Genomic DNA, 13,717 nt, shown 5'->3' with positions numbered 1-13,717 from the left:
GATGCCGTCCGCCGGCCGGGTTCCGTTATTTCAGGTCGCGATCCTTGCAGGTCGGCTCGAATTCGCCGTCGAAGTACTGATACAGGTGCACGAGCAACGTGTTGGCGCCGACCTTGCGCCCGAGGTAATGCGTGCCCTCCACCGACGTGCAGGTCGAGAACGCGAGTTGCAAGCCGCCGTCGAGCACGGCTTCCGGGTGTGCGCCCTGACGCACGAAATGCGCGGCGCCGACGACGCCGAAGCCGCGCGTGTCCGCCGGCACCGACTTCGGCAGCGACAGGGCGTACGCGGCGATCGTGCGGTCGTCGTGCAGGCTGTCGAGAATCTGGTTGCCGGGCTTGCCGGCGCGGCCGGTGACCGTCGCGCAGCAGCGCGCGACGCCCTTGTCGTCGTCGGGCAGCACTTGCAGCGACGTACCTGCCGCGAGATGCGTATTCGGCGTGTAGTAGACGCCGTCGGCCACCACGCCGACCTGCTGCGCATGCGCGGCGATGGAGACGGCGAGCGCCGGGGCGATCAGGATAGAACGAAGCGGTCGGATGGGCATGATGGCGGCGATGATACACGCGGCGCGCAAGCGCCGCGCGGGCCGGGCACCGATCGCGATCAGGCCCGCGACGCGTCGGCGCCGGCCGCGACCACGTACGCCGACGCCTGTTTCGTGCCGTCCAACTTCGTCTGCAGGTACACGCCCTGGATTTCCGGCTCGAAGCCCGGCAACGCATTGATCCCGGCTTCGAGCGCGCGGAAGTAGTCGAGCGCCGGGCCGCCCCATGCTTCGCCGGGCACCACGCAGAAGATGCCGGGCGGATAGGGCAGCGCGCCTTCGGTCGCGATCCGGCCTTCGATGCGCTCGAGCGTGACGAGTTCGACGTTGTTGCGGATCAGCTCGGTATTCGCGGCCTGCGGCAGCATCGCCTGCTTCGGGAACTGCGCGCGCCGGAACATCTGTTTCTGCAGATGCTTCATGTCGTGGCTGCGGTAGAAATCGTGCATGCGCTGGCACAGCTGCCGCAGGCGCATCGTGCCGTACAGCTCCGGATACGCTTCGCACAGCGACGGAATCGCTTCGCGCAGCGGCGTGTCCTGGTCGAGATGGCGCTCGAACTGCGCGAGGTGCGCGACCAGATGCTGCAGCTTGCCGGCACTCTCCGACGGCGTGAGCAGGAACAGGATCGTATACAAGTCGGCTTTCTCGGGCACGACGCCGTGCTCGCGCAGGTAGCGCGCGAGGATCGGCGCCGGCGCGCCGAACGGCGCGTATTCGTGCGTGTCGCGATCGATGCCGGGCGTCGTCAGCAGCAGCTTGCACGGATCGACGAAATACTGGTCGTCCGCATAGCCTTCGAAGCCGTGCCACCTGTCGGCCGGATGGAAGCGGAAGAAGCGCAGGTCGTCGACGATCTGCTCGGTCGGGTAGTCGGCCCACGGGCGGCCGTCGATCTGCTGCGGAACGAACGGGCGAATCTGGCGGCAGGTTTTCAGCAGCAGCTTGCGCGCATCGACGCCGTGTGCGACGCAGTCGCGCCACAGGCGCCGGCCGGCCGGGCCCGCATGCATCTGCGCGTTGACGTCGAGCGCCGCGAACATCGGATAGAACGGGCTCGTCGACGCGTGGATCATGTACGCGTTGTTGAAGCGCCGGTGATCGCAGAAGCGCTTCTGCCCTTCGATGTGGCTGTCCTTCTTGTGGATCTGCGAGGTCTGCGAGAAGCCGGCCTGCTGCTTGTGCACCGACTGCGTGACGAAGATGCCGGGATCGTCGGGCCCGAGCGTCAGCATCAGCGGCGAGCAGTCCTGCATCATCGGAATGAACTGCTCGTAGCCGACCCATGCCGAATCGAACAGGATGTAGTCGCACAGATGCCCGATCCGGTCGACGATTTCGCGCGCGTTGTAGATCGTGCCGTCGTAGGTGCCGAGCTGGATCACCGCGAGCCGGAACGGGCGCGGCAGGTCGGCGCGCTCGGGCGCGACGTCGCGGATCGCGTCGCGAATGCGCGCTTCGCCGAGCGCCGCGCTGTCGACGCCGCCGATGAGGCCCCACGCGTTGCGCGCGGTCTCGAGGTAGACCGGCCGCGCGCCGGACAGGACGAGCGCGCCGAGGTGCACCGACTTGTGGTTGTTGCGGTCGAACAGCACGAGATCGCCGGGCGCGAGCAGCGCGCTCGTGACGACCTTGTTCGACGTCGACGTGCCGTTCAGCACAAAATAAGTTTTATCCGCGTTGTAGATGCGCGCGGCGTTGCGCTGGGCTTCCAGCGCGGGCCCTTCGTGAATCAGCAGATCGCCGAGCCGGACGTCCGCGTTGCAGAGATCCGAGCGAAACAGCGTCTCGCCGAAGAAATCGAAGAACATCCGGCCGAGCGGATGGTTCGAGAAGAACTGGCCGCCCTGGTGGCCCGGGCAGTCGAATTCGACGTAGCCGCGCTGCACGTAGTCGCGCATGACCTTGAAGAACGGCGGCAGCAGGTTCTCGCTGTAGATGTCGGCGGCGGCGGAAATCTGCCGGCCGTGGTAGTGGCGGCCGCCGTGCCGGAGCGGGATCACGCCGCTCGCGTTCGGCAGGACCGACGGCGGCACTTCCTGGTCGGGCTCGACCGCGACGAAGAACGGAATCGCGAAACCGGTTCGCTCGACGGTTTTCAGCACCTTTTCCGCGGCATCGATGCCGACGACGACGGCCGCGATGTTCGTGAAATCGGTCTGGAATACGTCGACCTGTTCGTGCGTGGTGAGAAAGGCGCCGATCAGCGCCGGCTCGACTGCGATTTTCAACAGGCTCACGCGAACTCTCCGGTAAATGACCTGAAACGGGAGCCGCATTCGCGCTGGTGCGTGATGTCGATACGACACGCGCTGCAGCCGATTGAAACGTTCCCGCGAATGCCGAACGCCGAATGCGGACTGCACCGAGAAGCATTGAGCAGCGCGGCACGGCCGTGATCGGACAGTGTCCGGCGCCGCCGATCGTAACAACAAAGGCACGTGAATTCAATCGATCGGAATCGTCAATTTCATTGACGGCTGAGCCTGATCAATTGATCGGGAATTGGCGTGCTGCGGCGCATATAAAAATGATCCAATGATGAAATCCGATTGGAAAGGCGCCGATGATTTCGCCGAACCGTCGGCTTTTCATCGTAAGGCGTTCATGGCATAGTCGGCTCCGAACTGGATGGCGAATCAAGCCGGAATGGCGAGCGTCTCATGCCGCTGCCCGTGACCTGCCGTCCGCGTGCTCGTGAGACGAACGATACCAATCGAAGCAACGCAACAGCGAGGGCAACAACGTGAACACTTCCACTGGCGGCATGCGTCGTCTCGGCATGCGTGCGTTACTCGTCGACGACGAGATCGCGCAGGAAACGGCAACCGGGCGTGCGGTGCGCACGCTGAGCGCGGAGCTCGCGCAACGCGGTATCGACGTGTTGACGGCGACGTCCTCCGACGATGCCATCGTGCTGATCCGCTCCGATCCGTCGATCCAGTGCGTGCTGCTCGACTGGGATCTCGGCGTGGACGGCCACGGGCCGTCCGAGGCCGTGGTCGATGCGATCCGGCATCGCAATGCCAACGTGCCGATCTTCCTGCTGGCCGACCGCAGCGTCGCGTCGACGGTGCCGGCCGCGGTGATGGGCAAGGTCGACGATTTCGTGTGGCTGCTCGAGGATACGGCCGACTTCATCGGCGGGCGCATCCACGCGGCGATCGAACGCTATCGCTCGACCGTGCTGCCGCCGATGTTCGGCGCGCTCGCGAAGTTCTCGCGCGTCTACGAATACTCGTGGCATACGCCGGGCCACACGGGCGGCACCGGCTTCCTGAAATCGCCGGTCGGCCGCGCGTTCTTCGAATACTTCGGCGAATCGCTGTTTCGCTCGGACCTGTCGATCTCGGTGGGCGAACTCGGCTCGCTGCTCGATCACTCGGGCCCGATCGGCGAAAGCGAACGCTATGCGGCGCGCGTGTTCGGCGCGCATCGCACGTATCACGTGACGAACGGCTCGTCGACGTCGAACCGCATCATCCTGATGGCGAGCGTGAGCCGCGACCAGATCGCGCTGTGCGACCGCAACTGCCACAAGTCGGCCGAGCATGCGATGACGATGTCGGGCGCGATTCCGACCTACCTCGTGCCGACGCGCAACCGCTACGGGATCATCGGGCCGATCGCATCGGAGCGCCTCACGCAAGCGGCGATCCGCGAGGCGATCGCGTCGAACCCGCTCGCGGCGGGGCTCGCCGACCGCCAGCCGAAGCATGCGATCGTCACGAACTCGACGTACGACGGCCTCTGCTATAACGTGACGCGCGTCGAGGAGCTGCTCGGCGCGAGCGTCGACCGGCTGCACTTCGACGAAGCGTGGTACGGCTACGCGCGTTTCAATCCGATCTACCGCGACCGCCATGCGATGCACGGCGACCCGCGCGACCACCACAAGGACCGGCCGACGGTATTCGCGACGCAGTCGACGCACAAGCTGCTGACCGCGTTGTCGCAGGCGTCGTACATCCACGTGCGCGACGGCCGCAGCCCGATTCCGCATGGTCAGTTTAACGAAACGTTCATGATGCACGCGTCGACGTCGCCGAACTACGCGATCATCGCGTCGAACGACGTCGCGGCCGCGATGATGGACGGCCCCGGCGGCGCCGCGCTGACGCGCGAATCGATCGAGGAGGCCGTCGCGTTCCGGCAGATGATCGCGCGGATGAACGGCGAATTCGGCGCGAAGGGCGACTGGTTCTTCGAATGCTGGCAGCCCGACACCGTGCTCGAGGCGCGCACGGGCCGCACGCTGCCGTTCCACGAAGCGCCGCCCGAGCTGCTCGCGACCGACCCGGCGTGCTGGGTGCTGCGCCCCGGCGCGCAATGGCACGGCTTCGGCAATATCGAGGACGGCTACTGCATGCTCGACCCGATCAAGGTGTCGATCGTCACGCCGGGCGTGGCGCCGGCCGGCGGCCTGATGCCGGTCGGCATCCCGGCGAGCGTCGTCACCGCGTATCTCGATGCGCGCGGGATCGTCGTCGAGAAGACGACCGATTTCACGATCCTGTTCCTGTTCTCGATCGGCATCACGAAGGGCAAGTGGGGCTCGCTCGTCAGCGCGCTGTGCGATTTCAAGCGCGACTACGACGCGAACCTGCCCCTCGACATGGCGATTCCGTCGCTCGCGCAGGAGCATGGTTCGCGCTATGCGGGCATGGGGCTGAAGGATCTGGCCGACACGATGTTCGCGGCGATGGAGCAGCTCGGCACGACGCGCCTGATGTCGGAGGCGTTCTCGATCCTGCCGAAGCCGGAGATGAGCCCGGTGCGCGCGTACGAGCATCTCGTGCAGGGCCGCGTCGAGCAGGTCACGCTCGACGAACTGGCCGGGCGCACGGTGGCGACCGGCGTCGTGCCGTATCCGCCGGGCATTCCGCTGTTGATGCCGGGCGAGAACGCGGGGCCGGCCGGCGGCCCGGTGCTCGGCTACCTGAAGGCGCTCGAAGCATACGACCGGCGTTTTCCGGGCTTCGCGCACGACACGCACGGCGTGGAAGTCGAGGACGGCACGTATCGCGTGTACTGCCTGACGGCCTGAAGCCCCGAAGCCTGACCGGGCGAACGGGCGACCGGCCGCGCGGCGGCCTCACATCGAAGGATCGAACACCATGGACAACGCAGCGCACCTGGCCGACGCGGCCCCGGCGGCCGCGCCGAAGAACCGGATGAACGTCTGGCAGCTCACCATCCTCACCGCGGTCAACATGATGGGCTCCGGCATCATCCTGCTGCCGGCGAAGCTCGCGCAGGTCGGCACGATCTCGCTGCTGTCGTGGATCGTCACGGCCGGCGGCTCGCTCGCGCTGGCCTACGCGTTCGCGCGCTGCGGGATGCTGAGCCGCAAGCCGGGCGGGATGGGCGGCTACGCGGAATACGCGTTCGGCAAGGCCGGCAACTACATGGCGAACTACACGTACGGGCTGTCGCTCGTGATCGCCAACGTCGCGATCGGCGTCACGGCGGTCGGCTACGGCACCGTGCTGTTCGACGCGACGCTGTCGCCGCTGCAGACGGGCCTGTGGACGATCTTCCTGCTCGTGCTGACGACGGTCGCGAACTTCGGCGGCTCGCGCATCACTGGCCGGATCGGCGCGGTGACGGTGTGGGGCGTGATCATTCCGGTCGTCGTCGTATCGCTGATCGGCTGGTTCTGGTTCAGCGGCGCGACCTGGGGCGCCGCGTGGAATCCGCACAACCTGCCGTTCGGGCCGGCCGTCGGCGGCTCGATCGCGGTGACGCTGTGGGCGTTCCTCGGGCTCGAATCGGCGTGCGCGAACGCGGACGCCGTCGAGAATCCGGAGCGCAACGTGCCGATCGCCGTGCTCGGCGGCACGATCGCGTCGGCGATCTTCTATATCGTGTCGACCAACGTGATCGCCGGGATCGTGCCCAACGCGATCCTCGCGGCGTCGAACGCGCCGTTCGGCCTCGCGTTCGCGACGATGTTCACGCCGACCGTCGGCACGATCGTCACCGCGCTGATGGTGATCGCGTGCATCGGCTCGCTGCTCGGCTGGCAGTTCACGGTCGCGCAGGTGTTCAAGAGCTCGGCGGACGTCGGCTATTTCCTGCCGGTGTTCGCCCGCGCGACGCGCACGGGCACGCCGATCGTCGGCATGGTGATCCTGCTGGTCGCGCAGGTCGCGCTGGCGCTGATGACGATCAGCCCGGAGCTGAGCAGCCAGTTCCAGAAGATCGTCGATCTCGCGGTCGTCACGAACCTCGTGCCCTACGTGATGTCGATGGCCGCGCTGATCACGATCCAGAAGGTCGCGAAGGTGCCGCCGGGCAAGGCGCTGGTGACGAACGCGGTCGCGATGGTCGCAACCGCGTACAGCTTCTACGCGCTTTACAGTTCGGGCGAGCAGGCGCTGATGCTCGGCGGCCTGTGCGTGTTCCTCGGCTGGACGCTGTTCGGCTTCGTCAGCGCGCGCTTCTACCAGATGGAAGTCGACGCGCACGTGAAGGAGCCGGGGAAGTCGCTGCAGGCGTGAAGCCCTAGCGGTCGGGCGTCGTCAGCAGCGGCGGCAGGGTGCGTTTCAACAGATCGACGACGGCCCGCACGCGCGGCGGCAGCGGCCGCTGCGCGTGCACTAGCACATTGAGCGCGAAGTCGGGCACGTCGTAGTGCGGCAAGAGGCGAACGAGCCGGCCGCGCGCGAGCGCGTCGGCGCAAGCCGGGTGCTGGACCACGCCGATACCGCCGCCCGCCGCGATCGTGTCGAACATCGGGCGCCAGTGGCTCGCGGTCATGACCGTGCGGATGCGCGCGTATTCGACCGCACCGCCGTCGCGCCGCAGCGGTACCTGCTCGTTCGCGAACACGCCTTTCACCCGGATGAACGGATGGTTCGCGAGATCGGCCTTCGTGTCGAGCGGGCCGTGCCGCTCGAGATACGACGACGCGGCGACGAGCACGCGGCCGACCGCGCCAAGCGCGTAGGCGACGAAGCCGCCGTCGCGGAGCTGGCCGGCCCGGATCGAAATGTCGACCCCCTCGGTGACGGGATCGACGATCTCGTCGTTCAGCACCAGGTCGATGTGCAGCTTCGGATACGCGGTGCGGATCTGCATCAGCACGGCCGGTAGCACGACCTCGCCGAAACACTGCGGCGCCGCGAGCCGGATCGTGCCGTCGAGCGCGTTCTCCGTCTTCGACACCGACGCCACGGCCAGTTCGGCCGCTTCGAGCAGCGCCTTGCTGCGTTCGTAGAAGAGGCGGCCTTCCTCCGTGCACGCGAGCGTGCGCGCACTGCGCATCAGCAGCCGCGTGCCGAGATGCTTTTCGAGTTTCTCGATGCGTTCGCTGACGGCCGGTTGGCCCATGTCGAGATCCCGCGCCGCGCCGGACATCGTGCCGCGCTCCACGACTCTCACGTAGATGCGCATCGTCGCCAACAGATCCATGAAGTCGCGCCTCGTGTTTTCCGATGTCTTCCGGTTCGATTTTTACCGATCGACGGATGGTACCAAAGCGGCGTCGACGCGATGGTGTGCGTCGGGCCGATACTGACTATCGGCCGGTGCGCTTACGGTGCCGCCAAAGCCGCGTGCGTTCGTCCGCGCCGTGCGCGAAAATCGGCGTGCTTTCACACGGCCGACAGGAGACGCGACATGACGCAACGGAACGAAGCGCGACGGACGCATTGCGTCGCATGGCAGATCGTGCAGACGTGGCAGGCGGCCGAATGGTGCCGGCTCGACGAGTCGCCAACGGGCAACGCGCTGGCGGGTGCGGTGGCGGGCGCGATCGACGGCACGCCGTTTCGTATCGACTACGCGGTCGCATGCGGCGCCGACTGGCTCACGCGCTCGGCGCGCGTGACGCATTGGACCGGCACCGCGCCGCCCCGGCAATGGGACATCGCGTGCGACGCGGGGCAGTGGACGATCGACGGTATCGCTGCGCCGGCGCTCGCGGGCGCGACCGATATCGATCTCGGCTTCAGTCCGTCGACCAATACGCTGCCGATTCGCCGGCTGGCGCTCGCCGTCGGCGAGTCGGCGGAGATTCGCACCGCGTGGCTGCGTTTCCCGGATCTCGCCATCGTGCGCGGCGAACAGCGCTATACGCGCACGGCGCCGTACGTGTACCGCTACGAGAGCGGCACGTACGCGGCCGATATCGGCATCGACGATGCGGGCCTCGTCACCGACTACGACGAATGGCGGCGCATCGGCGCGGCACGGGCGTCGTGACGCGTCACCGCGCGCTGGCGACCGACAGCTTGCCCGGAATCAGCTTCAGCGTGCTGAACGCGTCGGCAATGCTCTGCTGGTACGCGACCGTCGCGTCGGTGATCGGCTGCACGCCGTAGCCGGCACGCTTGAGCGCGACTTCGAGCGTCGGCGCGTCGAGGCCGACGAGCGGCGACAGTTGCGCGGCGACCTCCGGCACGTGATCGCGCGCCCAGCGATCGACCGCGTCGACTTCGTCGAGCAGCGCGCGCAGCACCTGCGGATGCGCGGCCGCGTACTTGCGCGCCGCGAGGTAGTACTGCGTGTTGCGCACGAGCCCTTCGCCGTTCGCGACCACGCGCGCGCCGAGCTGTCGTTCGGCGGCGGCCAGGTACGGATCCCAGATCACCCACGCATCGACGCTGCGCTGCACGAACGCGGCGCGCGCGTCGGCGGGCGTCAGGTAGATCGGCTGGATGTCGGCATAGGTGAGGCCCGCATGTTCGAGCGCCTTCACCAGCAGGTAGTGGACGTTCGAACCCTTGTTGAACGCGACCTTCTTGCCGCGCAGTTGCGCGACGGTGCGGATCGGCGAATCGGGCAGCACGACGATCGCCTCGCCCTGCGGCGCGGGCGGCTCGTTGCCGATGTAGACGAACTCGACGCCGCCGGCCTGCGCGAAAATCGGCGGGGTTTCGCCGACCGTGCCGACGTCGATCGCGCCGGCGTTCAGCCCTTCGAGCAGTTGCGGGCCGGCCGGGAATTCGAGCCATTGCACGGTGACGCCCTGGCTCGCGAGACGCTTCTCGAGCGTGCCGCGCGCCTTGAGCACGACGAAGTTGCCGTATTTCTGGAAGCCGACGCGCAGCCGCGTGCCGCTGTCGGCGGCCGCGCGGGCGGGCACGGCCGCGAGCGGGCCGAGCGCGAGCCCGGCCAGTCCGGCGGCCGCGCCATGCAGCCACTGGCGGCGGCGCGGGTTCGCCGGGGTCGTTTCAAGGTCTGCGTGCGGTGTGTCGTTCATTAGGGCGTGTTCACGCTAATAACGGGTTTGCGCTGGCCCCCAGAAGGGCCGAGCGCGAGGATTGCGACGAAGCGAATACTCGACGTATTCGCGAGGAGCATGACGCGGCGATCGGCCCTTCTGGGGGCCAGCCCCGCGAATGAATTTTTCCAAACAGGGGAACGTGCCTTTCCGCCCACATTGCGGCGTCGTGCGTCGCTTGTTTGGCACGGCCAAACGGCGCTCCTTACTCCTTGCACTGCGGGCGGAAAGGCACGTTCGCAAACCCGTTATTAGCGTGAACACGCCCTAAGGCGTCCTGCTGGCGGGTTCACGGGGCGCGCGCGAAGGCGGCGCGGCCGGCGCGGGACCGGGCCGGATGCGGGCGACGCGCGCAACGGGCCGGCCCGCGCCGGAGTCGAGACGATACGGCCCGGCGGGACGGCGGCCAACCAATGAATCCGCATATGCAAATCAGCGGCCGGACGATGCGTGAACGGTGACGCGGCGGGGCGCCGCCGCGCTCACGCGGTGACGAGCAGGCTTTCCTCGATCGAATCGACGCGGTCCGGATAGAACGCGAGGTGCCCGCGAATCGATTCGACGGCCGGATTCGGATGCTCGTACGTCCACACCGCGTTGGTCGAGCGTTCGCCGCCGGCCGGAATCGAGTAGTACGCGCAATCGCCCTTGTACGGGCAGTAAGTCGCGTGGTCGGTGCGTTCGAGCAGCGACATGTCGGCATCCTCGCGCGGAATGTACAGCACCGCCGGATAGCTGGCCTCGCGCAGCACCAGCGCATGGCGCGTATCGGCGACGACCTTGCCGGCGACCTGCACGATCACGCGCGACGAATGCGGTTCGATCAGGATCGGGTGATCGGGGCCCGGCGACTTCACGGGACGAGAGGGCGTATCGGGGTTGATCGACATCTGGGTCCTCCAGGAAGAGCGGCGCGCACGGACGCGCCGTGCCGACATGTGCACGCCGGGCGGATTCCCGCGCGCCGATGCCGGCGTCGGCCAACCGATACGATGCACCCATTCCGGAGAACCTGCAGAGGGCCGGAAGACCGGCGGTGCGAATGGTTTCGATGCGCACGCCCGGGGCGGCCGGCCGCAACGGTATTCGGCATGTCCACGGCGCTCGCATGGCCATTCCGACGCAGCGGCAGCGGGATGCATCCGCGACGATAAGCAACGCGGAATTAATTGGTAAGCGATCGGCGGGCGGCGCGCGAAGATCGACGGTCGTCATTCGCATGACACCTCTTTCTTCCCTTTGCCACCATGAAGAATCCTTTCGTTTCGTCAGCCGCGCGCCGTTCGCGCGGCGTATCGCCTGCCGCTGTCGCGCTCCGCTGCATCGCCGCGTCGCTGCTGCTGGCCGGCGCCGCGACGCACGCACTCGCCGCGCCGGCAGGCAAGACACTCGTGTACTGCACCGAAGGCAGCCCCGCCGGCTTCGATCCCGGCCAGCACACGACGAGCACCGATTTCGATGCGAGCACGTACCCGGTCTACAACGGGCTCGTGCAGTTCAAGCGCGGCACGCTCGATCTCGAACCGGCGCTCGCGACGAGCTGGGACGTGTCGCCCGACCAGCGCACGATCACGTTCCATCTGCGGCGCGGCGTGAAATTCCAGACGACCGCGTGGTTCACGCCGACGCGGCCGTTCCAGGCCGACGACGTCGTGTTCACGTTCCGCCGGATGCTCGATCCGGACGACCCGTTCCGCAGGGCTTATCCGGTCAGCTTCCCGTATTTCAGCGATCTCGGCTTCGACCACAACGTCGAGCGTATCGAGAAGGTCGACGACTACACGGTGCGCTTCGTGCTGAAGTCGCCCGACGTCGTGTTCGTGCGCAATCTCGCGATGGCGTTCGCGTCGGTGCTGTCGGCCGACTATGCGGGACAGCTCGCCGCGCGCCATCGCGAGTCGGACATCAACCAGTTCCCGGTCGGCACGGGGCCGTTCGTGCTGCGTACGTACCAGAAGGACGCGTTGATCCGCTACGACGCGAATCCCGACTACTGGAAGCCGGACGACGTGAAGCTCGCGCGCCTCGTGTTCGCGATCACGCCCGATCCGGCCGCGCGATTGCAGAAGCTCGTGGCCGGCGAGTGCCAGGTGTCGGCGTTTCCGCGGCCGGCCGACCTCGAGACCGTGCGGCGCGATCCGAAACTGACGCTGTTTTCGGGGACGGGCTTCAACGTCGGCTTCGTCGCGTACAACACGCAGCATCCGCCGCTCGATCGCGTCGACGTGCGGCGCGCGCTCGACATCGCGATCGACAAGACGGCGATCGTCAAGACCGTGTTCAACGGCGACGCGACGATCGCGACGAACCCGATGCCGCCCGCGCAATGGTCGTACAACCCGCGTCTGAAGGATGCGCCGCGCGATCCGGCCGCCGCGAAGGCGCTGCTCGCGCAGGCCGGCTTCCCGAACGGCTTCGACCTGACGTTATGGGCGATGCCCGTGCAGCGCCCGTACAACCCGAACGCGCAGCTGATGGCGCAACTGATCCAGCAGGACTGGGCGAAGATCGGCGTGCGCGCGAAGATCGTCAGTTACGAATGGGGCGAATACAACCGCCGTGCGAAGCACGACGGCCAGCACGACGCGATCCTGTACGGCTGGTCGGGCGACAACGGCGACCCCGACAACTGGCTCGGCACGCTGCTCGGCTGCGACGCGGTGCACGGCAGCAATCTCGCGAAGTGGTGCAACAAGGACTTCGAGCAACTCGTGACCGCCGCGCGTTCGAACGGGGACGTCGCGAAGCGCACGGCGCTGTACGAGCAGGCGCAGGTGGTGTTCAAGGACCAGGTGCCATTCACGCCGATCGCGACGTCGATCGTGTCGCTGCCGATCTCGAAACGCGTACACGGGCTGACGTTCTCGCCGCTCGGCGGGCACCGGTTCGACGGCGTATGGCTCGATTGATCGAAGCGGGGCCGGCGCGCCGCGGGCGCACCGGAGTTTGCCGCATCAGTTGAGTGCGACGGCGGCCGCGGTTTCGACCGGCGCGCCTTCGAGCGCGACCGATGGCCTGCCGTCGGGGCCGACCGGCACGTCGCCGATGAGCGTCGTGCGATACAGCTGGCGGTCGAAGTCGAGATCGAAGATGTCGACGGGTGCGAGATGCGCGGTCGCACGGTTGTCCCAGAACGCGATGCTGCGCGGCTCCCACTTGAAGCGGATCGTGAATTCCGGCCGCGTCACGTGCTCCCACAGCAGTTCGAGCAGCGCCTGGCTCTCGCGCGGCGTCAGCCCGACGATCGATTTCAGGAAGCTCGGGCTCACGTACAGCGCGCGTTCGCCGGTCTCCGGATGCACGCGCACGAGCGGATGTTCGGTCACGAGCGGGCGGTGCTCGACCGCGTCGTCGAAGGCGCCGGTCGCGCGCGCGCCGGGCGGCGGCGTAAAGCGATGGATGCCGCGCAGCGTGTCGACGAAGCCGCGCAGCGGCGCGGACAGCGTTTCGTACGCGCGCACGAGGTTGGTCCAGTGCGTGTCGCCGCCGTACGGCGGGATCGTCACGCCGCGCAGGATCGACGCCCACGGCGGATTCACGGCGGCGGTCACGTCGGTATGCCAGCCGGTCCAGGGCCGGCGCACCGGCTCGCCTTCGAAGCGCGTCGCCTTGCGATGCTTCGCGATCGAATAGACGGCCGGATGGCCGTCGACGTGCCCGAACACCGGGTGGCCGACGGTCGGCTCGCCGAACTGCGCGGAGAACGCGACATGCTGCTCGTGCGTGAGGAATTGTTCGCGGAAGAAGATCACGCGCCATTTCAGCAGCGCGGCGCGGATCGCCGCGATCTGCGGCGTGGTCAACGGTTGCGTGAGGTCGACGCCGCGGATTTCCGCGCCGATATGGGCGGACAGCGGAATCACGTCGACCGGTTGGGCGGCGGGTTCGAGTAGGGCGCTCATGCGACGCTCCTGGCGGAAGTGAACGGGACGGAGGAACGA

The 13,717-nt window shown here is 67.4% G+C and carries 10 protein-coding genes; 4 read left to right on the top strand and 6 right to left on the bottom strand.

Going from position 1 to position 13,717, the window contains the following annotated elements:
- Positions 1–25: 25 nt before the first annotated feature.
- The gene (locus tag HWX76_RS01195) at positions 26–547 is read right to left on the bottom strand and encodes a hypothetical protein (RefSeq protein WP_176015387.1); all 522 of its coding nucleotides are present in this window, start codon (positions 545–547) and stop codon (positions 26–28) included.
- A 59-nt stretch (positions 548–606) separates the two neighbouring features.
- On the bottom strand, positions 607–2,787 hold the full coding sequence (locus HWX76_RS01190) for an ornithine decarboxylase (RefSeq protein ID WP_162484448.1): 2,181 nt from the start codon (positions 2,785–2,787) through the stop codon (positions 607–609).
- Positions 2,788–3,329: 542 nt separating this feature from the next.
- Between HWX76_RS01190 and HWX76_RS01185 the strand changes: the two genes are divergently transcribed.
- A complete protein-coding gene (locus HWX76_RS01185) occupies positions 3,330–5,594 on the top strand; it encodes an Orn/Lys/Arg decarboxylase N-terminal domain-containing protein (protein ID WP_176015510.1) in 2,265 nt (754 codons plus the stop codon).
- A gap of 70 nt (positions 5,595–5,664) precedes the next feature.
- On the top strand, positions 5,665–7,050 hold the full coding sequence (potE, locus tag HWX76_RS01180; protein ID WP_050011137.1) for a putrescine-ornithine antiporter: 1,386 nt from the start codon (positions 5,665–5,667) through the stop codon (positions 7,048–7,050).
- 4 nt (positions 7,051–7,054) lie between these two features.
- Here potE and HWX76_RS01175 read toward each other — a convergent pair whose 3' ends face one another.
- Positions 7,055–7,963: a LysR family transcriptional regulator gene (locus HWX76_RS01175; RefSeq protein ID WP_124630469.1), complete on the bottom strand. Its 909-nt coding sequence runs from the start codon at positions 7,961–7,963 to the stop codon at positions 7,055–7,057.
- Between the two features lie 207 nt (positions 7,964–8,170).
- Here HWX76_RS01175 and HWX76_RS01170 point away from each other — a divergent pair, with 207 nt between their 5' ends.
- Positions 8,171–8,755, top strand: a complete 585-nt coding sequence (locus HWX76_RS01170) for a putative glycolipid-binding domain-containing protein (RefSeq protein WP_124593796.1) — start codon at positions 8,171–8,173, stop codon at positions 8,753–8,755.
- A 4-nt stretch (positions 8,756–8,759) separates the two neighbouring features.
- On the opposite strand, the gene HWX76_RS01165 is transcribed toward HWX76_RS01170, so the two are convergent.
- Both HWX76_RS01165 and HWX76_RS01160 read right to left on the bottom strand, forming a co-directional pair.
- A complete protein-coding gene (locus tag HWX76_RS01165) occupies positions 8,760–9,755 on the bottom strand; it encodes a sulfonate ABC transporter substrate-binding protein (RefSeq protein ID WP_050011135.1) in 996 nt (331 codons plus the stop codon).
- A 503-nt stretch (positions 9,756–10,258) separates the two neighbouring features.
- Positions 10,259–10,666 (bottom strand): DUF427 domain-containing protein, encoded by a 408-nt coding sequence (locus HWX76_RS01160; protein WP_176015386.1) that lies wholly within the window; start codon positions 10,664–10,666, stop codon positions 10,259–10,261.
- Between the two features lie 357 nt (positions 10,667–11,023).
- Here HWX76_RS01160 and HWX76_RS01155 point away from each other — a divergent pair, with 357 nt between their 5' ends.
- Entirely contained in the window at positions 11,024–12,685 is a 1,662-nt protein-coding gene (locus HWX76_RS01155; RefSeq protein WP_124630468.1) for an ABC transporter substrate-binding protein, read from the top strand.
- A gap of 45 nt (positions 12,686–12,730) precedes the next feature.
- On the opposite strand, the gene HWX76_RS01150 is transcribed toward HWX76_RS01155, so the two are convergent.
- A complete protein-coding gene (locus HWX76_RS01150; RefSeq protein WP_124630467.1) occupies positions 12,731–13,678 on the bottom strand; it encodes a TauD/TfdA family dioxygenase in 948 nt (315 codons plus the stop codon).
- Positions 13,679–13,717: the final 39 nt, after the last annotated feature.

This window comes from Burkholderia sp. BCC0398 (genome assembly GCF_902833245.1).
GTDB classification, from domain to species: domain Bacteria; phylum Pseudomonadota; class Gammaproteobacteria; order Burkholderiales; family Burkholderiaceae; genus Burkholderia; species Burkholderia sola.
Note: the sequence above shows the minus strand (reverse complement) of the source record. Positions and strands in the feature narration are given on the sequence as shown.